Source organism: Peribacillus sp. RS7 (assembly GCF_041956845.1).
Classification (GTDB): Bacteria; Bacillota; Bacilli; order Bacillales; family DSM-1321; genus Peribacillus.
In genome coordinates, this window is the sequence record NZ_CP168135.1 from 175,114 (window position 1) to 199,699 (window position 24,586).

A 24,586-nucleotide genomic window follows, 5' to 3' on the forward strand; every position below is an offset into this window, starting at 1 on the left:
GAATCTTAAGCTTCTAAAATTCCTGTTTCTATAATTAAAACTATAGACGAAATCATGAAAAAAGTAAAAAAGGAGACTGTTTTAACCCCTCTCTCCCTATGGGTTATAAATAAAAAAGGAACCCCTGATCAGGTTCCTTTTAAGATGCCGGCATCATCATTTGGTCTGACTGAACATGCTTTGCATCATTTTATCCCTGAACATTGGCATATTCAAGGATTTGGTCACTAGAAATCTTCTTAGTATACCGCTAGACAGCACAACATTTATCAAGCGGTACCGATTTTGATAACCTGCATAAACCACTAAACCAACCAAGAAGATTTGAATAATTAATCGAAGCATAACGATCCCTCCTATCATTAGTGTGATACAGGACAGGATTTTTATGAGCAAAAAAGTGATAATTAATAAACTTCTTCTAGTGGGCGTACGTGCGTAAAACCCTGGATGGGGTGATGAGTTTGCTGACAGCTATATCATGAACCTCTATCGGGAGATCATCCATTAATTGAAGCTCGTATGTAAGGGCCAATGTAGCTCCTCGGTAATGAGAGAGGAAACGGTCATAATAACCGCCCCCAAAGCCCAGGCGATACCCTTCTTTGGTAAAAGCAAGACCGGGGACGATCATTACATCCAATTCCTCTTTGTGGGCCTTAGCAGTTTCTTCCACTGGTTCAAGCAATCCATAATAAACAGACTCCAGCTGATTGAAGGACGAAATCTTTTTGAATTCCATTGTCTTTTTTTCAGGATCACATTTCGGTACTGCCACTTCTTTTCCTTCACTCCATGCTTGTTCGATGATCCGTACTGTTGGAACTTCAGGCGGAATGGAGATGGTGATCCCAATGGTTTTAGCTTTTTTCCATTCCTCCAGTGAAAATAAGTTTTCAGCGATGCTGTTCGAAAGTTCTTTATGTTCCTCTTTGGTCAGTTCCATTAAACGGGACCTAACTTCTTGGCGGAGCTTATTTTTGTTTTCTCTCATCATTTCCGACTCCTTTAGTCTAATTCTATTATTATCTCATAATATTTGTTCATTTACTAAAATACGAAATGGGAAATTGCCGAGTGCATTCTGAAAATATTCACTAAAGGAAAGATAGGGAGAAGACATTAAAAAAATGCAAAAAAAAACAACAGGAAAAATCCTGTTGCTTACTTTGTTTCACGGTGAGTCGTGCTGCGTTTTTCTCTTGAGCAGTATTTTTTAAGCTCAAGACGGTCTGGATTGTTACGTTTATTTTTTTTAGAAATATAGTTACGGTCTCCACATTCAGTGCAAGCTAATGTAATATTCACGCGCATTGTGTATTTCCCTCCAAACATATTGACTTTTTCACATAGGACTTTTCTATAATAGCATTATTCAATGTGAATTGCTAGTATGTTTTTTGGGAAATCCAACATTAACTTTTTTTAATTTTTAATTGGTTACGTTTTGCATCGTCAGGAGGAGCTGATTATTCATGATTTTCGCTTCTTCTTTCGTTTCAGCATGAATGACCCAAGCCACAGCTTCCACACATTCCTTCGGTAAGATTTCAGTCTCTAGTGTGAAAACGCTGGTTACCTCCCCTTTGGCGAGCGGTGAATAAGCCAGAATCCCTTCTTTCAATGATTTGAAGCATCCCTCTTGATAAAGGCTTCCCTTACCTTGGATGCAATATTGAGAGATGCTTTTCCCTTTCACCAATCCACCCAATAAGGCTATCGATTGAGGGGCTACATGTAAAATCGCCCGTTCATTCGGGCTATAAAAAGCCACCGCCTGTCTTTCGAAAGCGTTTTCATAGTGAAAAAACACTTTTGGGCGCTTAGTTTCAAATGAGGTATTCCTAATCGTGAACTTCGAAAAGGTCACCTGCCCTTGGGTATAAGTTTGTGAAAGTGTCCGGATCTCCCCATTAGGATGACTCATCATATCTTCCTCAGGATACCAATCAAAACTCTCATCCATCCATAACCCAGCCTTTAACCCCTTACGATACATATCCTGGTTATCCTGCGGCATATACGCGATCGAATTCATATAATCATCCCTTCCCCTTCTTTATCCTTATATAACTTATCGTTAGGCGCTGACAGTGAAACTATCCACTTTAGAATCTGCACACCATTTCCTTATAGGTTCATTAATTTTAACTATTCAAAATATTTCGTTTTTTCAATTTATTCTATCTTTATGTTAGCACTGAATTGGCTGATGGACAATAAACACATTTTGTCGAATTTTATGTATGTTATATCTAAAGGGTTTTTTTCCCCTTTTTAGTGCCTGAATTTTTTTCTTCAACGATAGTCATGAGGCATTTCGACAATAATTTGAAACAAAACAGACAATAATTGAAGGTAACTGTCACTTCCGAAGATATAAAAATATGAAAATCTCCAATTTTTTATATAATATGTGTAAAATATAAGTATATGTCGAAATTTAGCTTCTGAGGTGAAATCATGGAAACACTTATCATCCTTCTTTTTTCATTAGCGATTGTCCTTCTTATCATTTCCTTTTTCAGTAAAGATAAGGTTGCCAAATTAGAAGAAGATTTAGAACAGATGACCATTACGTATATGCAGGATATCTACCAATTAAAGAAGAAGGTGAAGATTCTTGAAGAGGAATTCGTTATCCAGGATGACCCTGTTCCTCCCGTTAAGACTAAATCACTTGTCACTTCCAATGAAGTTGAACCTATTCATGAAATTTTAAAAAGTCAGGTTCTATCCTTATATAGTCAAGGTCTTTCTTTGGACCAGATCGCTAGACAATCCTCGTTAACGAAGGAACAAACCATGTCAGTGATCGAGCAACAAAGATTGCAGGGTGAATGAAGATGAACAAAGCAAGACTGCAAGGTCTTTCCGCCGGTATCATCTTTACAACAACAATCTTTGCCGGTTTTAATTATGGCACCGGATTAATCGAAGGTACCACTCCGACTGCAGAGGAAGCTAGGGAATTGCTGTGAAGCAGGGATTCGTCGTTTCCCTTCCTATGGAGGAAACAAAAAAGACCGTCCAACCAAAGGATGCAGATAAAGATTTATTGGAGAATGAAGCATCAAAAAAAGATCAATCCATCGTCTCCTATACGATTAAAGTGAAAACGAATATGACCACAACTGAAATTGCCGATAGGCTCTCCAAGGAAAAAATCATCGATGATGCTGCTGGATTTGAAGCTTATATAAATGAACATGATTTCTCAAAAAAAGTTCAAATCTGCGAGTTTGTCGTTACGAATAATATGACATATAGACAATTGGCCAACACTTTGACCCATTAATGAATAAGAGAGACTTTTTAATTGGACTTTGTCCGAAAAAAAAGCCTCTCTTTTTTTCAAATAAGAATGAATTCATTCATTCCTGCTGATATATCTCCCTCTTACCAGGAAGTAAATATTCTCTGCGATATTCGTTGTATGATCTGCCGTTCTTTCTAAATATCGGGCAATTAAGGAAAGCTGTGTGACCTGCTGTAGGTTTTTTTCATCTGAAAGTCGAAGGAGACTTCGAATCATCTCTCCATAAAAGCGATCGACCTCATCATCCATTTCAATGATTTCTCTTGAAAGGACAACATCTTCCTTCTCAAATGCTTCTATCGAAAGTTCAATCATCTTTAATGTAATATCATGCATCTGCCTTAAAGGTGTTAAAGGCAGAATAAATGGCTGGTCACCGATTCGGATGGCTGATTTAGCGATATTGACGCCAAAGTCCGCCATCCTTTCAATATCCGAGGCAATTTTTATGGCAGCAATGATACGCCGCAAATCAATTGCAACCGGCTGCTGCTTCGCAATCAGTAAAATCGCAAAGTCATTAATTTCCTCTTCCAGTAAATCAGCTATTGTATCATCATCAATAACTTCAAGAGCATCATCAACATTATTGTTTTCCAGTGCGGCATATGATTTTGATATTGCCCCTGAAGCTAAATTAGCCAACCTCACTATTTTCTCCTGTAACTCTTTCAACTGAAGCTCGAAATTTTCACGAACGACCATTATCGCATCTCCCTTTCTCTTTAACCGAAGCGTCCGGTAATGTAATCTTCTGTCCTTTTATCATTCGGATTAGAGAAGATGGTGTTGGTATCAGAATATTCGATGACTTCCCCATTTAAGAAGAAGGCTGTTCTATCAGAGATACGTGCTGCCTGCTGCATGTTATGGGTAACGATGATGATGCTGAAATCCTTTTTAAGTTCTTGGACCAATTCTTCTATTTTCAAAGTGGAAATCGGATCAAGGGCAGATGTTGGTTCATCCATTAATATGACATCTGGTTCGATTGCCAAACATCTGGCGATACAAAGACGCTGTTGCTGTCCACCTGAAAGTCCATATGCATTTTCATGCAGACGGTCTTTCACTTCATCCCAAATGGCTGCCCCTTTTAAACTCTTTTCAACTATCTCATCAAGAATTTTTTTATTTTTTATTCCATGGATTTTCGGTCCGTATACAACATTTTCATAAATTGATTTAGGAAAGGGATTAGGCTTTTGGAAGACCATTCCCACCTGTGTCCTTAAATCTTCAACCTTGTAGGACTGATCGAGGATATTCCTGTTCCTATATTTAATCTGGCCTGTCGTTTTAACATTCGGGACTAGTTCGATCATTCGGTTCAATGTTTTGATGTAGGTGGATTTCCCACATCCTGAAGGTCCTATGATGGCTGTCACCTCATTTTGATGCATATCCAAATTAATATTTTTCAAAGCATGGTTTTCTCCATACCATAAATTGAGATTGGACGTTTCATATACCTTTTCCGAAAAGGGAACGGACTCGACATTTTCGAACCCGATAGCCGGTGACTCATTTTCTCTCATTAAGGTCATATTCATGCTTTCCTTCCTCCTATTAGTATCTTTTCTGGAATTTATTTCGAATTAAAACCGCTATTGAATTCATAAAAATTAACAGGATGAGTAAAACGATGATTCCCGCGGCAGCAACCTGCTGGAATTCCTCCTGTGGACGAGATGTCCAATTATAGATTTGCATTGGCAGAACTGTAAATGTATCCATGACCGTTTGTGGTAAAAAGGCGATGAACATCGGTATGCCAACCACCACAAGTGGCGCCGTTTCACCGATTGCCCGTGACAAAGCCAGTATTCCCCCAGTTAAAATACCAGGTACCGCAGCCGGCAGGACCACTTTCAATATCGTCTGCCACTTTGTTGCACCCATTCCAAAGGAAGCTTCCCTTAAATCACGCGGTACGGCACGTATGGCCTCTTGGGCAGCTACTATGATGACCGGAAGAACGAGTAGGCTCATGGTCAAGCCTGCTGCCAATATGGACCGGTCCAATGCTAGAGCACGAACGAAAACCGTTAAGCCCAGCAGTCCAAATACTATTGACGGGACACCTGCCAGATTGGAAATATTCACTTTGATAAAAGTGGTGATCCAATTTTTCCTGGCATATTCCTCTAAATAAATGGCCGTTCCGACACCAAGCAGCAGGGAAACTGGAGCCACGACTACCATCAACCATATTGAACCGATCAATGCTGCCTTTATACCAGCCTCTTCTGGTTTCCTGGAAGCGAAATTCTGAAGGAAATCCCCATTCAGACTACCAATTCCTTGAGTGAATATCCGATAAAATAAGATGGCCAATACTATGAGGCCAACCAATGTTGCCAAGAAGAATAATCCTTTACAAATCGTATTAACAGCCAGCCTAACGGGCATCTTTTTTGCAACATGACTTTTGTTTATCAGTTTCATGTCTTAATATTCCTCCCTGAACTTGCGAGAGATGAACTGCGCCAGTAAATTCATGATAAGCGTAAAGACGAACAGTGTCATTCCAACCGCATATATGCTGTAGTAAATCGTTGTCCCGTACCCTGCATCCCCCGAACTGACCTGTACGATATAAGCAGTCATCGTTTGGATCGATGAAGTCACATCCATGCTCATATTTGGGGTCGAGCCACCGGCAACACTCACAATCATGGTTTCCCCGATCGCTCTGGATAAAGCAAGAACGATGGATGCCACAATTCCTGAAATGGCTGCTGGCAATACCACTTTGATTGTCGTTTCGAGTTTCGTAGCTCCTAAAGCATACGCACCTTCGCGAATCGACTTCGGCACTGATACAAGGGCATCTTCCGACAAAGAGGCTATCATCGGCATAATCATGATACCTACAACGATCCCAGGACTTAAAGCATTGAACATGTCAAGGAAAGGAAATAAATCGCGCAAAACCGGTGTTACAAAAGTTAAGGCAAAGAAGCCGTAAACGATAGTAGGAATCCCAGCTAAAACTTCTAAAATCGGCTTGATGATTCTCCGTGTTTTCTCAGATGCATATTCACTCAAGAAAATGGCTGTTGCAAGCCCTACTGGAACTGCAACCACCGCTGCTATGACTGTTATCTTCAACGTTCCAACGATAAGGGGCATAATCCCATAGGAAGGTGTAGATGCAAATGGCAGCCATTTAGCTTCTGTAAAAAACTCGACGATGGACACTCTATCAAAAAAGATAAACGTTTCAAATATAAGCGTCAGGATAATCCCGATTGTAGTGAAAACGGAAATCGCCGCCGTAAGGAACAAAAGCTTAGGTATGACTTTTTCCATATTCATTTTTTTCTTTCTTTTCTTTTCCAGGATCATTTGCTGTACAGAATAGGTTTCTGTTTTTCTAAGTTCCAACTTGCATCCTCCATTTCAGACACGCAATTTTTGGATTTACAAGCTGTTACCCCCGCCTTAATCGAGTCAAGGCGGGATTTCAGTAGCCTGTAATATCGGTTATTTTTCCAGTTCTTTTAATTTATCAAGATCTTTCTGGTACTCTTCTTCCGGCAGGCTGATATAACCCACTTCTTCAGCAAGCTCTCCTGCATTTTCAATGACAAATTGAGTATAATCTGCCACTTGTTCTTTTTCAGCTACAGACTTATTAGCTACATATGTGTATAGTGGACGTGATAACGGGGCATACTCGCCACTTTTGATCGTTTCATGTGTTGGCTCTACGGCACCTTTGCCGTTGTCGATGGAAATGATCTTTAACTTATCTTTATTTTCTGAATAGTAGGCATAACCGAAGAATCCAATCGCATTTTTATCACCTTCTACACCTTGTACAAGAACGTTATCATCTTCTGAAAGCGTAGCATTTTCCACCATCGGTTTTTCTTCAAGGATCACTTCATTGAAATAATCATATGTGCCTGAATCTGTTCCCGGAGAGTAGAATTTAATTTCTTCCTTCGGCCATTCAGGACGTATATCAGACCATTTCTTCACCTTTCCATTATCAACCCACAGTTTTTGAAGTTCTTCAACTGTTAGTGAATCGATGAATTCATTATCTTTATTGGCAACGATTGAAATACCGTCAAATGCCAGTTTCAATTCTGTATATTTAACTCCCTCTTCTTCAAGTAAGGCAGTTTCTTCTTCTTTGACCGGACGGGATGCATTGGCTAGGTCCGTATCACCAGCGATGAATTTCTTGAATCCCCCACCTGTTCCTGACGATCCCACTGAAACCTTCACATCAGGCTGTGTAGCCATATATTCTTCTGCAACTGCCTCCATGATCGGAAAGACCGTTGAAGAACCATCCGTAATCACTTCTCCCTGCAGTTGGCCAGATCCTTTTCCTTCACCGCTGCTTGTCTTAGTGTCATCGGATCCACAACCCGCCGCTACTGCAATTACTCCGCCCATCATTACAGTCATTGCCATACCTTTGAAACGTCTCATTTGTAAATCCCCCTAAGAATTTTATATGAATATTTTGTACTACTCTCATATCATACTTTCAGACTGTAAATTCCGTTTAAAGCATTTGTAAATATTCAGTAAATTATTGTGTGCTTATTGTAAAGATGAAAGAACTGGACTGATTTCGTTCTTAAAATGCAAAAAAAACACGTTTTCGGTTTACCCAAAAACGTGTTTTAACCTTTTATTCATTTTCCTGGCTTTTTCTAACTTCAGCCTGGTCCTTTTGGACGTCTTTACCATTCTCCACTTTCAAATCAGTCGAGGTCTCAGTATTTTCCTTCTTTGCCCGTTCTTTTTTCAGATCGAAATAAGTATCCATAATCTCTTCGCCAATTTTTTTACTCATATCATGACCCGAATGGCCCTGGTACGCCCACGGGACAACAACAGCAAAAGCAACTTCCGGATTTTTAGCAGGGGCATAGCCGACCAACGTGATATTCATCGTATCTTGAGGTTCGCTATAATCCGCTCGGTTCGGACCATCATAGAACGCTTGCGCCGTCCCAGTTTTAGCCGCTACCGTATATGGTTTCTTACCAAAATACTTATATGCTGTTCCGCCTTGTTCCATGGAAACTTTCTCGAAACCGCTCTGCACACGTTCTATCCATTCTTCCTTCATCTCAAGACGATTAAGGACAGTTGGTGAAACGTCTTCCGCAATAGGACCCAATTCCTCATTATTATCTACCGGATCGCGGATTTCCTTAACCATATGCGGCTTCATGCGGTTACCGCCATTCGCAATGGCTGAAACATACTGCACAAGCTGAATCGGTGTGTACGTATCGTACTGTCCGATTGCGAGGTCAAGCAGTTTACCTGGTGACGTTTCCGAACCTTTGAATCCACTCATTTCATTCGGGAGGTCGATCCCCGTTCGGACACCCAAGCCAAACTGGGCAAATGAATTACGCATGGTTGAAAAGGCACTTGAACTTATATTTAATGGTTCGTTCGGCACATAATGCGCACCTGCAATATTAATTGCCGTTCTGAACATATAAACGTTCGAGGATACTTTTAACGCAGTCAAATCATTAATGTTCCCAAAGTTACTATAAGAACCTTTAGGGGGGGTACCTTTGATTTTCAACTTCGTATCATAAAAGTATGTACCCGGTTGGATAGCTCCTTGCTGATAACCTGTTAAAACGGTAGCACCTTTTACTGAGGAGCCCATCGTATAGGAAGTCGTGATATTTCCTAATGCAAAGTCCTCTATGGAAGATTTCCCTGTTTTTGAATCCTTCTCATATTTCTTACCAGCCATCGTTAAAACTTCCCCTGTATTAGGATCCATCATAACTACAAAAGCTCTATCCAAGAACTTAGTGTTGCCCATTTTTTTCTTGGCAATCAATTCCTTTTCAATGATTTCCTCTGTTGCAAGCTGTAAATCCATATCAACTGTCAATATAAGATCTTTTCCTCGCGAACCTTCAGTAATCACTTCGGAATCGACAACATTTCCTGATTTATCGGTCACATTCCTTACTTTCGCTTTCTGCCCTTGGAGGATATCCTCATATTGCGCCTCAATATAACTCTTACCTACACGGTCATTCCGGCTGTAATCACGTGCAAGGTAGTAGTTCAGGCTTTCACTAGGCAAACCCTCTTCAGATGAAGAAACTTTACCTAATACAGATTTAAGCGTTTTATTATACGTATAAAAACGATCCCAATCTGTTGATATATCGACCCCTGGGAGCGAATCAAGGTTTTCACTCACCTTAGCGAATTCTTCTTTTGTCACTTTCTTGTTTTTCACGACCTGCGGGGTAAGGGCATATCCGCTTGCAAATTCCCTATAGATGGCAAGGACTTCCAGATCTTTTTCCGAAAGCTCTATTTCATCTAAAGTAATCCGATCAAGCTGAAGCTTATACAAATCACTTTCTTCCAGCTCTCCCTCTTCCACTTTTTTCCTTTCTTTATCCGTAACCTTTTTCTCGGCCAACTTTGGATTATTTAAAATCCAAAAATCCTTTTTATCGCGCTCAGTCACTTTATCGGTGTCTTTTTCGATCAACTTCGCGAGTTTTTCAGCCGTTTCCACCATTTCTGTTTGTTTCGTACCTTGCTTTCGTGTATATGTAATTGCATCCAGTGGTTGGTTATCGACCATCAATTTTAAATTCCGGTCATACATTTTCCCACGGGGCACCGAATTATTCACGGTCACTTCCTCTGTTCTTTCAATCTCACGCCGGTAATCATCACCATAAACAATCTGTACAACACCCAAGCGTAAAATTAAAGCGGAAAACAAAACAAACACTAAAAAGAAAAGAATATTCAATCTGAAAGGCACATGCGTCTTTTTCTTTTTCTTTTTATTCACACTAAGCCACACATCCTTTTTACATAGTCATAATGGTCCTATACTATTCTATAGAACATTTATATTTTTTTCTACCTTAGTGTTCTAGAAATATTAAACATCTAACGAACTTTACATAAAAAGTGACTTACGGCTCATATTTCCTAAAACCGTAAGTCATGGATATTGAAAAGAGGCCACTAAGGCCTCTAATCTTGGTCAATGATATCGATTTTCCGTACAAACCAATATATCACGGTATGCCCTGCCCCGACGATTAAAAGATAAACCGGCAGTACTTGCTTTAGGTCGAAAAACATGACGGAAAGAATGAATCCCGATATGGATACAATCCTTCCAATATGAACGAACAGTTCCCTGACAACGATATATTCAATCCTCATTTCCGCTGCTTTCCAAGCGCGGCCTATAATGTCATAAGTCAATGAAATATAAGGAACCAAAAGAATAGGATAAGCGGTAGCAACAATCGCCCCATAAATGAGAAGCTTTCCGAATGTGATATCAAATGCAATCAATAAGACCCCTGCATACAACAGGATTCCCCCAATAAGAATCGCTTTTTTCCGCATCGGCTGTTTTATATATCGCGAAGCAAAAAAATACGCAACGAATGAAATGGCTGAATTTAACAGACCATAGCTACCTAAGGCCAGTTCACTCTCCGTCTGAATGAAAACTGTAATCGAAATGATGAACATGAATGTGCCCTCTCGTATCCCTTGAAAAAAGTGAGCACGGGTGATCAAGAGCCAATTTCGATTATTTTTACGTTCTTGCAATATCCGAAGGAAAAAGTATTTCCCATGAGCCGGACGCCTTTTTAACGAAAAGCTAAGAAACACCGCAACGGAAAACAATAGCAAAGACAATCCGAATACAATGGAATATCCCGTGAATTTTTCAAGCCTCGAAATGATGAACCCTGAAAGAATCGGACCAACCATTCCCCCGAGGGATGATAAAATCCCTAAAAAACCATTGAAGAAATCTCTTGTTTCCGGTTCAGTGATCTCAAAAGTCAATACATTATAGGCAAGCCAATAAAACCCATAACCAATACCTAACAGTGCACCAAGCAGCCATAGGAAATCCGTTGCATGTGTGCCGACCAAAAGGACAGATAAATAAAATAGGGCCAAAAAGATAACGCCTAGACGCAAAACAATGATTCGATCCACTTTTTTCGCCAGCCTGCCAGCAAAGATAAAAGTTAGTGGTTGAAAAAGCACCACGGTTAGATTATATACGGCAATATCAATAATTTGACCGGATTGTTTCCACAAGTACACATTAACGAATGTATTGGATAAAGCAATACTTAGGCTGTACAGACCGCCAATAAACAAAAGGAGATGCAGATCCTTCTTCCCTCCCGCTTCACCCAACCATCTCTCTAAAATACCCATTGTTTTAACTCTCCTTTAAATTCCACTCTAGTGTTTGAAAAAACAAAAGAATTTATGTAAAAAAAGGTAAAGAAAACTCTTCGATTGGCGAGACAGGATGGCGAAGACAGAGAAGTAGTTGCACTTATACTGTTTTCCTCTCTCTTGAAATCACGGATTAAGAACAGTATAAAGAAAACTCTTCGATTGGCGAGACAGGATGGCGAAGACAAAGAAGTAGTTGCACTTATACTGTTTTCCTCTCTCTTGAAATCACGGATTAAGAACAGTATAAAGAAAACTCTTCGATTGGCGAGACAGGATGGCGAAGACAAAGAAGTAGTTGCCCTTATACTGTTTTCCTCTCTCTTGAAATCAGGGATTAAGAACAGTGTAAAGAAAACTCTTCGATTGGCGAAGACAGTTTGGCGAAGACAGGTTGGCGAAGACAGAGAAGTAATTGCCCTTATACTGTTTTCCTCTCTCTTGAAATCACGGATTAAGAACAGTATAAAGAAAACTCTTCGATTGGCGAAGACAGAGAAGTAGTTGCCCTTATACTGTTTTCCTCTCTCTTGAAATTAGGGATCAAGAACAGTGTAAAGAAAACTCTTCGATTGGCGAGACAGGATGGCGAAGACAGAGAAGTAGTTGCACTTATACTGTTTTCCTCTCTCTTGAAATCACGGATTAAGAACAGTATAAAGAAAACTCTTCGATTGGCGAGACAGGATGGCGAAGACAGAGAAGTAGTTGCCCTATACTGTTTTCCTATCTCTTGAAATCAGGGATTAAGAACAGTGTAAAGAAAACTCTTCGATTGGCGAAGACAGTTTGGCGAAGACAGAGAAGTAGTTGCCCTTATACTGTTTTCCTCTCTCTTGAAATCACGGATTAAGAACAGTGTAAAGAAAACTCTTCGATTGGCGAAGACAGAGAAGTAGTTGCACTTATACTGTTGTAGTCCCTCATTATAAGAAACAAAAAAAAGACAGGATTCCCTGGAAAGGGGGTTCCTGTCTTTTTAATTAATTACAAATTATTTTGCAGCGCTGTAACGTTTTGCAACTTCATCCCAGTTTACAACATTCCAGAAAGAATTGATGTATTCAGGACGACGGTTTTGATAGTTTAGGTAGTAAGCATGTTCCCAAACGTCCAATCCAAGAAGAGGAGTTTTACCTTCTGATAAAGGATTGTCCTGGTTCGGTGTGCTTGTTACTTCCAACTCGCCATTGTTGACAGCAAGCCAAGCCCAGCCAGATCCAAAACGAGTTGTAGCCGCTTTAGCGAACTCTTCTTTAAAGCTGTCAAAGCTTCCGAATTTTGAAGTGATAGCATCCGCTAATTCACCAGTTGGTTGTCCGCCGCCGTTAGGTGAAAGGATTTCCCAGAATAAAGTGTGGTTAGCATGTCCGCCACCATTGTTGCGTACAGCTGTACGAACAGCTTCAGGTACTGCGTCAAGGTTAGCGACAATTTCTTCAACGCTTTTGCTTAGAAGTTCTTGGTTGCCTTCTAGAGCATTGTTCAGGTTTGTCACATATGTGTTGTGATGTTTAGTGTGGTGAATGTTCATTGTTTCTTTGTCGATGTGTGGTTCCAATGCATCGTATGCATACGGTAATTGTGGAAGTTCAAAAGCCATAATAAAATTCCTCCCTATGTAAGCTGTTTTTTTTTGAGGGCTTCAGTTCTCGAAAGATACCTGAAGCTCGCTAGCAATAGAGTATCAAATTTTTGTAACCGTTTCAAACCTTATGCCTCAATTTTTCATTTTTCGATTTTATTTCCTATGAGAATACCACGAATATAAAATATCCGATCATCAGTAATTGAATGATGCCTTTTGTGATTACACTACTTATAAAACCTACGACGGAACCAAGGCCGATTTTAGAAGCAGTGACCGGGTCTTTTTTATGGACTAGGATTTCTGCCAGGAATGCCCCGATGAATGGACCTATTAAAATTCCGACGAACGGAATCACGAATGGTCCGACCAGAAGCCCAATCGTACTGCCCCAAACCCCCGCTTTCGTGCCGCCATATTTTTTGACCCCAACCATGTTTGCGATATAATCGGCTGCGAATAAAAGGATGACGAATAGAATTTGTACCGTCCAGAAAAACCAGCCAAATGGTTCAAACGAATAAAATAGTCCATATAACAATATTCCGCCGAATATGAATAAAACACTTGGGATGATCGGAAAAATCAAACCGACGAAGCCCATTATGAACATGAGGATGATTATTATCCAAAATAGTGTATCCATAACCAAAAACGCCCTTTCTCATTTCATTTATAAATTGGCTTTATCTCTCCATAATTGCCTCTTTATTGATGGTTGAAACCAATGAAGCAGAATACAGGTTGTTTTATTTTTCCCATATAGTTAAAATTGGTTAGGAATCTTATATAGTTAGGTGCTGAAAACATTGAACATATTCAAACAACTATGGGTAAGCTTATATTCTCCTAAAGATATCGCTTCCTTTCAAAACCAAGGTATCGGGAAAACGATTTTATTCGTATTCTTTATAAGTCTAATCGCCTTTCTCCCTTCAGCTTATTATTTCGGTACAATGATAGTTGACGGGATAGATGCCATGCATGAAACAGTATCCGAAGACTTGCCGGCATTTGAAATCAAAAATGGCACGTTGACGACTGAAGAAGGTGAACCATTTAGCTTGAATAAAAACGGTTATCAAATTTTTGTAGATGGTACGGGAGCCTTAACCCCGGAAGAAGTGGCTGCAAAAGCTGATGAGGCTGTCGCTCTTTTAAAGTCTGATCTGGTTTTCGTATCTGGAGGCAACGTGCAATCCTCTCCATATTCACTTTTGGAAGGAGATAATCAGGACATATCCACTTGGCTTGATTCAGTCGAATCTGTGCTACCGATCATCCTTCCATTGCTACTACTTATATTATACCTGTTTACTGCCAGCGGAATTTTCATTAAAGTGACAATCCTTGCCGCTTTCGGTCTTCTTTTCAAAAATGCCCTTGGCCGTTCGCTTTCCTATAGGCATTTATGGAGAATTAGTGCTTACAGCATTACGCTTGCCACCATATTCTTCACCATCATGGATGCTTTTCAAGCAACGGTTCCATTCGCTTCAATCATTAGCTGGTTTGTGACATTGATGATGTTATATTTATCCATTAAAGAAACATCAACTAATAAGATCGAAGATTGATTTTAAAAAGAAAAAGATCCGGACCCATCCTGGTGCGGATCTTTTTCTTTTGCTAATAATCGGGTAATCCTTTCCCCGCATATGACTACAGTCATCATTTTTTCATATCTACTTAATTCGACAAAATACTCACCAAGTTATTCCTATACTTATACTTGAAATAGTAATTAAGAGGTGATAGACGTGAAGGAGAGTAATATTGATGTACAGTGGCTGTTACTTATAATGCAGGCAAGAGAGATTGGTCTGACTACAAAGGAGATCAGCTCCTTTCTTAGCTCCCATTCAAATAAGGATTTTACTCAACTGAAATAGAGAATTTGAATGGTACCCCATATTCCATTTGAAAAACCGCCCATTTTTAGGCATATTTTCGGACCCTTCCAAGTATATATGAATTAAAGACAAGCTTGGGAGGATGGAAAATTGAAACGGCTACTTCTTTTTATCTCATTCTGTTTCACTTTATTTATTATTTATTTCGATCTGACTACGGGGACCCTGCCGGCTTCCCATCCACCGGCCACTACAAGCGAACCGGCCGTCCCGGCCAGTCAGCCTGCATCCGCACCATCTGCTGCTTATAAAGAAATCACCATGAAACCCGGGGATACCTTACTCTCCATCGTTGAAACGGAAAAAGGCGGATCCAATCAGCCAATCGAAACGATCATCTCTGACTTTCAAAGTTTGAATGAAGGATTGCCGCCCGAAAATATGCAAATTGGCAAAACATATAAGATACCCGTTTATAAATAACCGTCTTAATGGAGAACTCCCCCTTCCCAAGAACCATTAAGCGGGGTTTCCATGCAACGAATATATCCAGGAATAGGGAATCCTTCATGTTGAAAAAAGATATTGCGTCCTATTTCCTTGTCAACCGGTATGTACATTGATACAATATTTGAGAGTAGCAAATTAAAAATCAAAACTGATTTTTTCCTAAAGGAGAGAATTCCACTTGAGTGAAATCATACATCGCACCAAGACGCGGCCAATTAAAGTCGGAAACTTAACGATTGGCGGCAATAATGAAGTTATAGTACAAAGCATGACAACTACAAAAACACATGATGTTGAAGCAACGGTTGCAGAGATCCTTCGTCTTGAAGAAGCGGGATGCCAAATCGTACGGGTCGCATGTCCGGATGAAAGGGCAGCCGATGCAATCCCTGAAATAAAAAAACGGATTAACATCCCTCTTGTAGTCGATATTCATTTCGATTATAAACTTGCTCTGAAGGCCATTGAAGGCGGAGCGGATAAAATCAGGATAAATCCCGGTAACATCGGACGCCGTGAAAAGGTTGAGGCAGTCGTGAAAGCTGCGAAGGCCAAAGGAATTCCAATCCGCATCGGGGTCAATGCCGGTTCTCTTGAAAAGAAAATCCTGGATAAATATGGGTACCCAACTGCTGATGGAATGGTAGAAAGTGCTTTACACCATATCAAGATCCTGGAAGATCTCGATTTTCATGACATTATCGTTTCCATGAAAGCTTCCGATGTGAATTTAGCCATCGAAGCATATGAAAAAGCTTCAAAAGCATTCGATTACCCTTTACATCTTGGGATCACGGAATCAGGTACACTGTTCTCCGGAACAGTAAAAAGTGCTGCCGGACTAGGTGCAATCCTAAGTCAAGGTATTGGAAGCACGATGCGTGTTTCCTTAAGTGCCGATCCTGTCGAAGAGGTGAAGGTGGCAAGGGAGCTCCTAAAAGTATTTGGCCTTGCTTCTAACATGGCCACTTTAATTTCCTGCCCTACTTGCGGTCGAATCGAAATTGATTTAATCTCCATCGCGAATGAGGTTGAAGAGTACATCCAGACGATTAAAGCACCAATCAAGGTATCAGTGCTTGGTTGTGCGGTAAACGGTCCTGGGGAAGCCCGTGAGGCTGATATCGGCATAGCCGGGGCTCGTGGTGAAGGTTTGCTGTTTAGAAAAGGTCAGATTGTTCGTAAAGTACCTGAAGAGACGATGGTCGAGGAACTGAAAAAGGAAATTGACAAAATTGCTGAAGAGTACTATGAAAAACAAAGAGCCGAAGCTGCTGCTGCAGCTTTACTAAATAAATAAAGCAAAAAATCCCGAATTTTCATTATCGGGATTTTTTTTTCATTTGAAAAACCCTTTGATGCATTTTGGAGAAATGACATCAAAGGGTTTCATAACGCTTAAAAGAATGGCAGGATGAATATGCCAACGATGATGGAGATTGCACCTATGACTATGGCCCAAGTACCCATGTTCGATCCTCGGCTTCTTGCCACTATCCCTACAATGATACCCACAACCCCTAAGATGAAAGGCATCATGAATAACGATAAAACGGAGATGATCAAAGCTATGACACCAATAACTTTCCCTCTTGATGCCACATCCCCGGAATCAGCAGCACCTGCAGACTCGTCATCCCTATATGTCCTGATTCGCTGAGGTGGTGTTGAAATTTCGGCAGACGTTTCTTCCTGATAGCGGTTATCCAAATTGGCATCGGTCCCGCGACTTTCATATCGTCTGTCATCTGAAGGTGTATCTTCATTATAGTACCGCTCATGATGTTGATCATCCACAACGGATGTATCACTGCCCTCTTTAGCCAATTGCATCTCATCGTCAATACTGGAGTATTGATCTTTTTCCATTCTTGCATCCCTCACTTTCGTTTGTGGAGCATTTATAGTGTATGTAAAAATTGCTGGAATCCATCGTGAAAATGGTTTCATGTCTTGGAAATAAATATGGGTTTTTACCAAAGCTATGATGGTATATGTTACACTATTACAAGTATTGAAAATGAGGAGAGATTCATCATGAAAAAACGTTTTGGCATTGATATAGACGGGACTGTTACGAGACCAGATTCCATGGTCCCCTTTTTAAATAAAGCTTTTCAGCTGAATTTAGCTTATGAAGACATTACGGAGTATGACTTATTCCCTTTCGTGAATGTTCCAAAAGAAGAATTCACTAAATGGTTCATTGAAACGGAGCCACTCATCTATTCCGAATCTTTATTGGCTGAAGGAGCGAAAGATGTATTGGAAAAATGGACAGAAAAAGCCAACTTATATTTTATCAGTGCCAGGAGCTCCCGTTTATTGGATGTAACGAAGAACTGGTTCACGACGAATCAAGTCCTTTATGATCATATAGAGCTTGTAGGTTCACACGATAAAGTGGCTGCAGCCAAGAAATTTGATATCGACCTGTTTTTAGAGGACAAGCACGATAATGCAGTGGCCATTTCGGAGGAGTGTAAAATACCCGTGATTTTATTTAATACTCCTTACAACCAAGATCCTGTGCCTGAAAGGGTGATTCGGGTCAACAATTGGCAAGAAGCATCAGTCTGGGTGAATAATTGGATGTCAGGTAAACCTGCAGCCATAAAATGATACAAGAAAAAAACCATTGACCGAGGGTCGATGGTTTTTTTATGCTTCCAAAGATACGCTACATGCGGGACAGCGTCCGTAAATTTCAAATTTATGCCCCGAAACATCATAGTCCTTCAAGCTTTCCTGAAGTTCCTGCATCGGGCATAATTCGATTTCTTTCGTTTTTCCACAATTCAAACAGATGAAGTGGTGATGGTGGGAGGAATGACCGCAAGTAAAGCGAAAATGCTTTTCCCCTTCCAACTCGGTCGCTTCAAAGATGCCTAGTTCGACAAATAAGGAAAGATTCCTGTAAATCGTATCGAAACTTAACCCTGGATAGTCTTTTTTCATATTCTCCAAAACATCTTTTGCCGTTAAATATTTATCGCTGGAAGAGAAAAGCTGAAGCATTTCCTCCCTCTTTCCTGTATGTTTAAAACCTTTATCTTTTAATAATTGCATGGCAGTAGTTACGTTCAAAAAAAATCACCCCATCTATCGATTTTTCCACTTATCAAACAAAATTGACAAGATGAGAATTAGCACAGCTATTATTACAATGGTCCCACCAGGAGCGAGATCAAGGTTGTATGATAAAAACAATCCGCCTATGACAGATATTTCACCGAATAATACCGAAAAAACAATCATCTCCTTAAAGCCCTTCGCAAAGCGGAGACTAGCTGCTACCGGGAGCGTCATGAGCGAAGAAACCAGTAATATGCCAATTATTTTCATGGAAGCGGCAATGACCAATGCTACCATGACAATGAAAATAAAATGAATGGCTTTATAAGGTATTCCGGACGCTTTCGCGTGCTCTTCATCAAAAGATAACAGAAATAATTCTTTATACAAGAGGGTTAGCATCAAGGCAACGACTATCCCCACTGCCAATATGACATACAGGTCCGCCCGGCTGACGGCACTTACACTGCCGAATAAATAACCATATAAATCCGTATTGAAACCATCTGCAATGGATATGAAAATGACACTAAGACCCATGCCGCCGGACATAATGATCGGGATTGCAAGCTCTTGGTAATGCTTGTAAACCCCTCTTAATTTTTCAATGAATAATGAACCACCTACAGAAAAAGCCATCCCTATATAAAGTGGATTCAATCCTGCTAGAGATAGAAAGCTCTTCTGAAGCAGTAAACTAAACGCTATACCAGCAAGCGCTACATGACTGAGCGCATCGGAAATCATCGACATCCGCCTTACCACGACAAAAACGCCCACTAATGGCGCAATCGCTCCGATGATGATTCCGGTCAAGAATGCGTTCTGCAAAAATTCAAATTGCAATATCCCCGATATCATTGGGCTATCCTCCAAAACATATTAATGATCATGATTTAAAAATTGGACCCCATGTCCATAAATGGACGAGAGCTCGCCTTCATTCAACTCATTATATTCACAGGCATCCCCGTGAAAATGAAGCTTTTTATTTAAACAGGCGACATGTGTGACTTTATCGGTCACAGTACCAACATCATGGGTTACTAAAATCAGGGTTATTCCTAATTTTTTATTCAACATCTCAAGCATTTCATAAAATTGGTGGACGTTCTTTGAATCAACGCCAACCGTGGGCTCATCCAATATCATCAATTCCGGCTCGCTGACCAGTGAACGGGCAATGAATACCCTCTGTTGCTGCCCTCCGGACAATTCTCCGATATTGCGGTTCTGATATTCAAGCATGTCCACTGATTCCAAGGCCTTCCTCACCTTTTGCTTATCCTCTTTACCAGCAAACTTGAATAATCCTATTTTTTTGGTCAAACCGCTTTGAACCACTTCAAATACAGTGGCAGGGAATCCAGAGTTGAAGGAGTTCGCCTTTTGGGAAACGAACCCGACCTTTTGCCAATCTTTAAATCGTCGTATATCTTCCCCGAATAATTCAATTTTTCCCTTTTGAAGCTTGAACAGACCAAGCAGCAATTTCAAAAGTGTTGACTTACCGGATCCATTCGGCCCGACGATAGCTAAGAAGGCACCTCTAGGAATTTCAAGCGAAACATGTTCCAGCACTAGATCTTTTGTATATTTGTAAGATATATCTTCTAATTTAACTATGGGGTTTACTACATTATCCAAAGAGATCACCTATTTTTTAAGAATCATTACGATTAACAATCGTTAGTATAAATCAAAGAAGTCCAGATGTAAAGAATCCGGTCCTCAAAACAAGTGCCCATCCGCCCAGAACCACCAAAAAACGTTAGCGGAACCAAATTCCCTCAAATCAAACAAAGTTTCATGTTCACATACGTCTTCCTCCTTCATATGTTTTAACAAAGGAGGAGATCGTTTGAAATTATTTGAAATGATGGTCAATCATAAAATCAACAACATACGCCCAGATGAACTGCTTTCCCTTGCTAAGCAGCACAAGGTTGCGCTCACCCAAAAGCAAGCACAGGATATCACTGCACTTCTAGCAGGTAAAAATATTAACATTTTTGATATACGTCAAAGACAGAACGTACTTGGTCAAATTACAAAAGTTGCCGGTGCAAGCACAGCCAGGGAAATAGAATCCCTCTTTAACAACCTTACTTCCACCTTTTAAAGGATCTTGGCCTACTTCCTGAATTTGAACGTCTTACTTAAACCAATGTAAAATGAAAGGACGATTCATCAAAATAAAGATGAATCGTCCCTTTCTATTATGATTATTGTTGGAATCTGATCTTTTCCAATAAATCTTCTTCAAATTGATTATTCTTGAACATATCTATTTCAAATTTATAAGGTGCCTTTTTGTCTTTCTTGTCTTCCCCCACATAAGGTGTTTCCAAGATTTTTGGAACAGTGCTTAATTGCGGATGGTGGACAATATCATTCAACGCTTTAAAACCGATATGACCAAATCCTATGTTTTCATGGCGGTCTTTACGCATGCCGCGTTCGTTTTTGCTATCGTTTATATGAAGTACCTTGATGCGTTCAATACCGACCAATTTATCAAATTCATTCAGTACGCCATCAAAATCCTCAATGATATTATATCCTGCATCGTGAGTATGGCAAGTATCGAAGCATACCGATAATTTTTCATTATGGGTCACACCATCAATGATCATCGCTAACTCCTCGAAAGACCTGCCACATTCAGTACCTTTACCCGCCATCGTTTCAAGGGCGATCTGAACTTTATCATCAGCAGTAAGCACTTCATTCAAACCCTCGATGATTCTCTTGATGCCCAGTTCACTGCCTGCACCAACATGCGCACCTGGATGAAGTACGATCTGCCTTGCACCAATCGCTTCGGTCCGATCGATTTCGCTACGTAAGAAGTTGACTCCCAGCTCGTATGTGGCTGGATTCGTAGTATTTCCTATATTGATGATATACGGGGCATGGACTACGATATCACTGATTCCATTCTCTTCCATATGCAGTCTTCCGGCTTCGATATTTAAATCCTCGATTTTTTTACGTCTTGTATTTTGAGGGGCCCCCGTATAGATCATGAATGTGTTGGAGCCATATGAAGCCGCTTCTTGACTCGCAGCAAGAAGCATATTTTTCCCGCTCATTGAAACATGCGATCCAATCTTCAGCATCTGATTTCTCCCTTATTTCTTTCTCTGTATACGACGTTCACGTTTTTTAAAGTTTTCCACATCACGTTGAATTTTCTTCTTGTAACCTGGCTTGACTTTAGTTGGCTTCTTGACGTGCCTGCTCGCTTTAACATCGATATCAGATTTTTGTTTTTTACGGTTTTTACGTTTATTACGTTCATCGATATCAACCCAATCACCGTTTTGGATATCGGCATCACGGAATTCAATGCCCATTTTTTCAAGGCGGTTCAATGAATCTTCATCGGATGTATTATAAATGGTAGTGGCAATGCCAGAATATCCTGCACGAGCCGTCCTTCCCGTCCTATGGATGTAAAAATCCAAATCTGAAGGCAATTCATAGTTTATGATATGACTTACACCTTCAATATCGATTCCACGGGAAGCCAGATCTGTAGCAACAATGAATTGATACTCCAAATCATTGATTTGCTTCATCATTTTTTTACGCTCACGAGGCGTTAAATCCCCATGAATACGACCGACATTCAACCCTTTTTCGATCAAGGAATTCGCCACATGATCCGCCATTTTTTTTGTGTTCGTGAAAACAATCGCCAAATATGGATTATATCGAACGATGATATCATGAAGTAACTGCTCTCTGTTTCGGTGGCGAAGCGGTACCAGAACATGTTCAATTTTCGCAGCGGTTGCCTGCTTGGGATTCACTTGAACATACTTTGGGTTCTCCATATATTTATTCAAAAACGGCTTTAATTTTTCCGGGATGGTTGCCGAAAAGACAAGCATTTGAATTTTTTCAGCCATACGTGATGCAAATACATCGACATCTTCAAGGAATCCCATGTCTAGCATAAGGTCCGCTTCATCTACTACAAGCATTTTTGCTGTATACACTTGAAGTGCCTGAGCTTCAACCAAATCCTTGATCCGGCCTGGCGTACCGATTACCAGTTGAGGTTGTGTCTTCAATTTATCAATCATTCGCTGTTTATCAGTACCACCGATGAAACAACGGACTTGAATCTGCTCATCCTCAGGGAAATGGTCGGCAATTTTCAAAGCTTCTTTGTAGATTTGGTTCGCTAACTCACGGGTTGGTGCGGAAATAATCGCTTGAACCTCATTTTTACCAGCATCAAGCTTGTTCATAATCGGCAGCAAATAGGAATGTGTTTTTCCTGTACCTGTCTGCGACTGTCCAATTAAGCTACTTCCCTTTAAAAGCGACGGAAGCACACGCTCTTGAATTTCCGTCGGCTTATCGAACCCTAAAGTACGAACCGCATCTAGAATGTAGCTTTTCAAATTAAATCGTTCAAATTGGTTTTGTTTCATCAAAAAACTCCTTTATCCTGTCAGTCATTAGACATGTCCTGTTATTATAATAAATTTTATACAAAAAGCGCAAGCGCCTGGGTTGCTCGTGAAGAAAATAGGGATTGACCCGTAAGGCGTTCTTTTGCCTTATGTGGTCCATCATCTTTTTCACAACGAGCTGGGCGCTGAAGCTGGATTATACAAAAAGCGCAAGCGCCTGGGTTGCTCGTGAAGAAAATAGGGATTGACCCGTAAGGCGTTCTTTTGCCTTATGTGGTCCATCATCTTTTTCACAACGAGCTGGGCGCTGAAGCTGGATTATACAAAAAGCGCAAGCGCCTGGGTTGCTCGTGAAGAAAATAGGGATTGACCCGTAAGGCGCTCTTTTGCCTTATGTGGTCCATCATCTTTTTCACAACGAGCTGGGCGCTGAAGCTGGATTATACAAAAAGCGCAAGCGCCTGGGTTGCTCGTGAAGAAAATAGGGATTGACCCGTAAGGCGCTCTTTTGCCTTATGTGGTCCATCATCTTTTTCACAACGAGCTGGGCGCTGAAGCTGGATTATACAAAAAGCGCAAGCGCTGAGGTTAGTTCTCTTAAGTTGGACTCTTGCAAACGAAAAGCCCCTGTCCTGGTCATAGCGTATCCCCCGCAGACATGGAGCTAAAAGACTACCGTTACCATCTTACCTTCTTTCCGGTCACTTCACAACTGCCCAGTCACTCTTTCCTCAAACCTTTTTTGTCGAGTTGCATATTTTATATAGAAGAATACACCAGCATAATAAAATAGAGGAGGTGAAACCCATGTTCCCAGATAGAAATCGTCAATTCGGACCCGGTTTTCAGCCACCCAATGGTCGAAGAATGCAACAGCTCCCTGCTCCATTCAGGCAAACACCACAACCCCCCCACCCTTATCAGCAGATGCGGCAGCCAATTATACAAAACAGACCGCAGGGGCCACAGGGACCTCAAGGTTTCCGAGGCCCTTTCACCCAACCGCAGCGCCAGGAAATGCCGCCTGCAAAGAAGGAAGGGCTATTGTCAAAGATACTTGGTAAGTCAAAACAAAAAGCTGGTTCGCCTAACTTGTTTGCTCCAGCTGGTTCCACTAACCAAAGTTCTTCAAGAAGCAGCGGAGGCGGTATCTTAGAAACACTAAAAAACCCCGATTCCCTGAACAATATGCTTTCCAATACGCAAAAGGTGCTGCAGGCAGCCGAACAATTCACCCCTATGGTGGAACAATACGGACCAGTGATCAAAAACCTGCCTTCAATGTGGAAAGTTTTCCGGAGCATATCGTCAGCCGGTGATACCGGGGACCAGGAAACTCCCGTTGAAAGCGGGCCTAATGTAGAGGCAAAAAAAAGTGAGGTAAAAAACAGTGCGGTAAAAACCGATTCGAAGAAAAAAGAAAAAGCTAAACCCATCGCCCAAGTTCGTAACAATACCAAAAGGGAAAGGTCATCCGGTCCAAAGCTTTATATTTAAAGGTATAAAAAATTTTTACCAGTAACCGAATTTATGCAAATAGGATGTTTTGTAA

The 24,586-nt window shown here is 40.6% G+C and carries 30 protein-coding genes; 11 read left to right on the forward strand and 19 right to left on the reverse strand.

The window, feature by feature from the left end:
* Positions 1 to 156: 156 nt before the first annotated feature.
* The 4 genes from ACDZ29_RS00970 to ACDZ29_RS00985 form a co-directional block, all read right to left on the reverse strand.
* A complete protein-coding gene (locus ACDZ29_RS00970) occupies positions 157 to 345 on the reverse strand; it encodes a hypothetical protein (protein WP_289325760.1) in 189 nt (62 codons plus the stop codon).
* Between the two features lie 76 nt (positions 346 to 421).
* Positions 422 to 994 carry a 5-formyltetrahydrofolate cyclo-ligase gene (locus ACDZ29_RS00975; protein ID WP_375089529.1) on the reverse strand — a complete coding sequence of 191 codons (573 nt, stop codon included), beginning with the start codon at positions 992 to 994 and terminating at the stop codon, positions 422 to 424.
* 170 nt (positions 995 to 1,164) lie between these two features.
* A complete protein-coding gene (gene rpmG, locus ACDZ29_RS00980) occupies positions 1,165 to 1,314 on the reverse strand; it encodes a 50S ribosomal protein L33 (protein ID WP_028391797.1) in 150 nt (49 codons plus the stop codon).
* 118 nt (positions 1,315 to 1,432) lie between these two features.
* Positions 1,433 to 2,038 carry a hypothetical protein gene (locus tag ACDZ29_RS00985; protein ID WP_375089531.1) on the reverse strand — a complete coding sequence of 202 codons (606 nt, stop codon included), beginning with the start codon at positions 2,036 to 2,038 and terminating at the stop codon, positions 1,433 to 1,435.
* Positions 2,039 to 2,463: 425 nt separating this feature from the next.
* Here ACDZ29_RS00985 and ACDZ29_RS00990 point away from each other — a divergent pair, with 425 nt between their 5' ends.
* The 3 genes from ACDZ29_RS00990 to ACDZ29_RS01000 are packed head-to-tail and all read left to right on the forward strand — an operon-like array spanning position 2,464 to position 3,298.
* Positions 2,464 to 2,844: a hypothetical protein gene (locus ACDZ29_RS00990; RefSeq protein WP_375089532.1), complete on the forward strand. Its 381-nt coding sequence runs from the start codon at positions 2,464 to 2,466 to the stop codon at positions 2,842 to 2,844.
* 2 nt (positions 2,845 to 2,846) lie between these two features.
* On the forward strand, positions 2,847 to 2,981 hold the full coding sequence (locus ACDZ29_RS00995; RefSeq protein ID WP_375089534.1) for a hypothetical protein: 135 nt from the start codon (positions 2,847 to 2,849) through the stop codon (positions 2,979 to 2,981).
* A 26-nt stretch (positions 2,982 to 3,007) separates the two neighbouring features.
* Positions 3,008 to 3,298 carry a hypothetical protein gene (locus ACDZ29_RS01000; protein ID WP_375089535.1) on the forward strand — a complete coding sequence of 97 codons (291 nt, stop codon included), beginning with the start codon at positions 3,008 to 3,010 and terminating at the stop codon, positions 3,296 to 3,298.
* Positions 3,299 to 3,370: 72 nt separating this feature from the next.
* On the opposite strand, the gene phoU is transcribed toward ACDZ29_RS01000, so the two are convergent.
* The 7 genes from phoU to ACDZ29_RS01035 form a co-directional block, all read right to left on the reverse strand.
* On the reverse strand, positions 3,371 to 4,024 hold the full coding sequence (gene phoU, locus ACDZ29_RS01005) for a phosphate signaling complex protein PhoU (protein ID WP_375089536.1): 654 nt from the start codon (positions 4,022 to 4,024) through the stop codon (positions 3,371 to 3,373).
* A 20-nt stretch (positions 4,025 to 4,044) separates the two neighbouring features.
* Positions 4,045 to 4,866 carry a phosphate ABC transporter ATP-binding protein PstB gene (pstB, locus tag ACDZ29_RS01010; protein WP_370017078.1) on the reverse strand — a complete coding sequence of 274 codons (822 nt, stop codon included), beginning with the start codon at positions 4,864 to 4,866 and terminating at the stop codon, positions 4,045 to 4,047.
* Positions 4,867 to 4,888: 22 nt separating this feature from the next.
* Positions 4,889 to 5,767 (reverse strand): phosphate ABC transporter permease PstA, encoded by an 879-nt coding sequence (gene pstA, locus ACDZ29_RS01015; protein WP_375089537.1) that lies wholly within the window; start codon positions 5,765 to 5,767, stop codon positions 4,889 to 4,891.
* 3 nt (positions 5,768 to 5,770) lie between these two features.
* A complete protein-coding gene (gene pstC / locus ACDZ29_RS01020) occupies positions 5,771 to 6,670 on the reverse strand; it encodes a phosphate ABC transporter permease subunit PstC (protein WP_370017079.1) in 900 nt (299 codons plus the stop codon).
* Positions 6,671 to 6,808: 138 nt separating this feature from the next.
* On the reverse strand, positions 6,809 to 7,771 hold the full coding sequence (locus ACDZ29_RS01025; protein WP_375089538.1) for a PstS family phosphate ABC transporter substrate-binding protein: 963 nt from the start codon (positions 7,769 to 7,771) through the stop codon (positions 6,809 to 6,811).
* Positions 7,772 to 7,976: 205 nt separating this feature from the next.
* On the reverse strand, positions 7,977 to 10,145 hold the full coding sequence (locus tag ACDZ29_RS01030; protein ID WP_375089540.1) for a peptidoglycan D,D-transpeptidase FtsI family protein: 2,169 nt from the start codon (positions 10,143 to 10,145) through the stop codon (positions 7,977 to 7,979).
* A 188-nt stretch (positions 10,146 to 10,333) separates the two neighbouring features.
* Positions 10,334 to 11,554, reverse strand: coding sequence for an MFS transporter (locus tag ACDZ29_RS01035; protein ID WP_289325769.1), 1,221 nt, complete (start codon positions 11,552 to 11,554; stop codon positions 10,334 to 10,336).
* A gap of 144 nt (positions 11,555 to 11,698) precedes the next feature.
* On the opposite strand from ACDZ29_RS01035, the gene ACDZ29_RS01040 reads away from it, so the two are divergent.
* A complete protein-coding gene (locus ACDZ29_RS01040) occupies positions 11,699 to 12,082 on the forward strand; it encodes a hypothetical protein (protein WP_375089542.1) in 384 nt (127 codons plus the stop codon).
* Positions 12,083 to 12,572: 490 nt separating this feature from the next.
* Here the strand turns inward: ACDZ29_RS01040 and sodA are convergent, their stop codons facing one another.
* Positions 12,573 to 13,181 carry a superoxide dismutase SodA gene (gene sodA / locus ACDZ29_RS01045; protein ID WP_034308436.1) on the reverse strand — a complete coding sequence of 203 codons (609 nt, stop codon included), beginning with the start codon at positions 13,179 to 13,181 and terminating at the stop codon, positions 12,573 to 12,575.
* Between the two features lie 145 nt (positions 13,182 to 13,326).
* Entirely contained in the window at positions 13,327 to 13,812 is a 486-nt protein-coding gene (locus ACDZ29_RS01050; RefSeq protein WP_207440841.1) for a DUF456 domain-containing protein, read from the reverse strand.
* Positions 13,813 to 13,975: 163 nt separating this feature from the next.
* Between ACDZ29_RS01050 and ACDZ29_RS01055 the strand changes: the two genes are divergently transcribed.
* The 4 genes from ACDZ29_RS01055 (at position 13,976) to ispG (ending at position 16,829) form a co-directional block, all read left to right on the forward strand.
* Entirely contained in the window at positions 13,976 to 14,743 is a 768-nt protein-coding gene (locus ACDZ29_RS01055) for a DUF1189 domain-containing protein (RefSeq protein ID WP_289325771.1), read from the forward strand.
* Between the two features lie 225 nt (positions 14,744 to 14,968).
* The gene (locus ACDZ29_RS01060) at positions 14,969 to 15,058 is read left to right on the forward strand and encodes a hypothetical protein (RefSeq protein WP_375091081.1); all 90 of its coding nucleotides are present in this window, start codon (positions 14,969 to 14,971) and stop codon (positions 15,056 to 15,058) included.
* A gap of 111 nt (positions 15,059 to 15,169) precedes the next feature.
* The gene (locus tag ACDZ29_RS01065) at positions 15,170 to 15,502 is read left to right on the forward strand and encodes a hypothetical protein (RefSeq protein WP_289325772.1); all 333 of its coding nucleotides are present in this window, start codon (positions 15,170 to 15,172) and stop codon (positions 15,500 to 15,502) included.
* Positions 15,503 to 15,716: 214 nt separating this feature from the next.
* Positions 15,717 to 16,829, forward strand: a complete 1,113-nt coding sequence (gene ispG, locus ACDZ29_RS01070) for a flavodoxin-dependent (E)-4-hydroxy-3-methylbut-2-enyl-diphosphate synthase (RefSeq protein WP_289318333.1) — start codon at positions 15,717 to 15,719, stop codon at positions 16,827 to 16,829.
* Positions 16,830 to 16,927: 98 nt separating this feature from the next.
* Here ispG and ACDZ29_RS01075 read toward each other — a convergent pair whose 3' ends face one another.
* Positions 16,928 to 17,398, reverse strand: coding sequence for a DUF4190 domain-containing protein (locus ACDZ29_RS01075; protein WP_375089545.1), 471 nt, complete (start codon positions 17,396 to 17,398; stop codon positions 16,928 to 16,930).
* Between the two features lie 168 nt (positions 17,399 to 17,566).
* On the opposite strand from ACDZ29_RS01075, the gene ACDZ29_RS01080 reads away from it, so the two are divergent.
* A complete protein-coding gene (locus ACDZ29_RS01080) occupies positions 17,567 to 18,151 on the forward strand; it encodes a hypothetical protein (RefSeq protein WP_289315651.1) in 585 nt (194 codons plus the stop codon).
* A gap of 39 nt (positions 18,152 to 18,190) precedes the next feature.
* Here ACDZ29_RS01080 and ACDZ29_RS01085 read toward each other — a convergent pair whose 3' ends face one another.
* Genes ACDZ29_RS01085 through ACDZ29_RS01095 form a run of 3 tightly spaced genes read right to left on the reverse strand, consistent with a single transcriptional unit; the run spans position 18,191 to position 20,251 of the window.
* The gene (locus tag ACDZ29_RS01085; protein WP_289325774.1) at positions 18,191 to 18,616 is read right to left on the reverse strand and encodes a Fur family transcriptional regulator; all 426 of its coding nucleotides are present in this window, start codon (positions 18,614 to 18,616) and stop codon (positions 18,191 to 18,193) included.
* A 15-nt stretch (positions 18,617 to 18,631) separates the two neighbouring features.
* The gene (locus ACDZ29_RS01090) at positions 18,632 to 19,465 is read right to left on the reverse strand and encodes a metal ABC transporter permease (protein ID WP_289325775.1); all 834 of its coding nucleotides are present in this window, start codon (positions 19,463 to 19,465) and stop codon (positions 18,632 to 18,634) included.
* Between the two features lie 21 nt (positions 19,466 to 19,486).
* Positions 19,487 to 20,251, reverse strand: coding sequence for a metal ABC transporter ATP-binding protein (locus ACDZ29_RS01095; RefSeq protein ID WP_375089547.1), 765 nt, complete (start codon positions 20,249 to 20,251; stop codon positions 19,487 to 19,489).
* A 214-nt stretch (positions 20,252 to 20,465) separates the two neighbouring features.
* Here ACDZ29_RS01095 and ACDZ29_RS01100 point away from each other — a divergent pair, with 214 nt between their 5' ends.
* On the forward strand, positions 20,466 to 20,726 hold the full coding sequence (locus tag ACDZ29_RS01100; RefSeq protein WP_076365270.1) for a DUF2624 family protein: 261 nt from the start codon (positions 20,466 to 20,468) through the stop codon (positions 20,724 to 20,726).
* A gap of 103 nt (positions 20,727 to 20,829) precedes the next feature.
* Here the strand turns inward: ACDZ29_RS01100 and ACDZ29_RS01105 are convergent, their stop codons facing one another.
* Positions 20,830 to 21,726, reverse strand: coding sequence for a deoxyribonuclease IV (locus ACDZ29_RS01105; RefSeq protein WP_289315647.1), 897 nt, complete (start codon positions 21,724 to 21,726; stop codon positions 20,830 to 20,832).
* A 12-nt stretch (positions 21,727 to 21,738) separates the two neighbouring features.
* Positions 21,739 to 23,052 (reverse strand): DEAD/DEAH box helicase, encoded by a 1,314-nt coding sequence (locus tag ACDZ29_RS01110; protein ID WP_289315646.1) that lies wholly within the window; start codon positions 23,050 to 23,052, stop codon positions 21,739 to 21,741.
* 789 nt (positions 23,053 to 23,841) lie between these two features.
* Here ACDZ29_RS01110 and vrrA point away from each other — a divergent pair.
* A complete protein-coding gene (vrrA, locus tag ACDZ29_RS01115) occupies positions 23,842 to 24,531 on the forward strand; it encodes a VrrA/YqfQ family protein (RefSeq protein WP_375089549.1) in 690 nt (229 codons plus the stop codon).
* Positions 24,532 to 24,586 lie beyond the last annotated feature (55 nt).

Bases quoted from the DNA above. Each gene is read 5' to 3' on its own strand.
- ACDZ29_RS00970 (WP_289325760.1), bottom strand. From the start codon at position 345: ATGCTTCGATTAATTATTCAAATCTTCTTGGTTGGTTTAGTGGTTTAT.
- ACDZ29_RS00975 (WP_375089529.1), bottom strand. From the start codon at position 994: ATGAGAGAAAACAAAAATAAGCTCCGCCAAGAAGTTAGGTCCCGTTTA.
- rpmG (WP_028391797.1), bottom strand. From the start codon at position 1,314: ATGCGCGTGAATATTACATTAGCTTGCACTGAATGTGGAGACCGTAAC.
- ACDZ29_RS00985 (WP_375089531.1), bottom strand. From the start codon at position 2,038: ATGAATTCGATCGCGTATATGCCGCAGGATAACCAGGATATGTATCGT.
- ACDZ29_RS00990 (WP_375089532.1), top strand. From the start codon at position 2,464: ATGGAAACACTTATCATCCTTCTTTTTTCATTAGCGATTGTCCTTCTT.
- ACDZ29_RS00995 (WP_375089534.1), top strand. From the start codon at position 2,847: ATGAACAAAGCAAGACTGCAAGGTCTTTCCGCCGGTATCATCTTTACA.
- ACDZ29_RS01000 (WP_375089535.1), top strand. From the start codon at position 3,008: ATGGAGGAAACAAAAAAGACCGTCCAACCAAAGGATGCAGATAAAGAT.
- phoU (WP_375089536.1), bottom strand. From the start codon at position 4,024: ATGGTCGTTCGTGAAAATTTCGAGCTTCAGTTGAAAGAGTTACAGGAG.
- pstB (WP_370017078.1), bottom strand. From the start codon at position 4,866: ATGACCTTAATGAGAGAAAATGAGTCACCGGCTATCGGGTTCGAAAAT.
- pstA (WP_375089537.1), bottom strand. From the start codon at position 5,767: ATGAAACTGATAAACAAAAGTCATGTTGCAAAAAAGATGCCCGTTAGG.
- pstC (WP_370017079.1), bottom strand. From the start codon at position 6,670: ATGATCCTGGAAAAGAAAAGAAAGAAAAAAATGAATATGGAAAAAGTC.
- ACDZ29_RS01025 (WP_375089538.1), bottom strand. From the start codon at position 7,771: ATGAGACGTTTCAAAGGTATGGCAATGACTGTAATGATGGGCGGAGTA.
- ACDZ29_RS01035 (WP_289325769.1), bottom strand. From the start codon at position 11,554: ATGGGTATTTTAGAGAGATGGTTGGGTGAAGCGGGAGGGAAGAAGGAT.
- sodA (WP_034308436.1), bottom strand. From the start codon at position 13,181: ATGGCTTTTGAACTTCCACAATTACCGTATGCATACGATGCATTGGAA.
- ACDZ29_RS01050 (WP_207440841.1), bottom strand. From the start codon at position 13,812: ATGGATACACTATTTTGGATAATAATCATCCTCATGTTCATAATGGGC.
- ACDZ29_RS01060 (WP_375091081.1), top strand. From the start codon at position 14,969: ATGCAGGCAAGAGAGATTGGTCTGACTACAAAGGAGATCAGCTCCTTT.
- ACDZ29_RS01075 (WP_375089545.1), bottom strand. From the start codon at position 17,398: ATGGAAAAAGATCAATACTCCAGTATTGACGATGAGATGCAATTGGCT.
- ACDZ29_RS01080 (WP_289315651.1), top strand. From the start codon at position 17,567: ATGAAAAAACGTTTTGGCATTGATATAGACGGGACTGTTACGAGACCA.
- ACDZ29_RS01090 (WP_289325775.1), bottom strand. From the start codon at position 19,465: ATGATATCGGGGATATTGCAATTTGAATTTTTGCAGAACGCATTCTTG.
- ACDZ29_RS01105 (WP_289315647.1), bottom strand. From the start codon at position 21,726: ATGCTGAAGATTGGATCGCATGTTTCAATGAGCGGGAAAAATATGCTT.
- ACDZ29_RS01110 (WP_289315646.1), bottom strand. From the start codon at position 23,052: ATGAAACAAAACCAATTTGAACGATTTAATTTGAAAAGCTACATTCTA.
- vrrA (WP_375089549.1), top strand. From the start codon at position 23,842: ATGTTCCCAGATAGAAATCGTCAATTCGGACCCGGTTTTCAGCCACCC.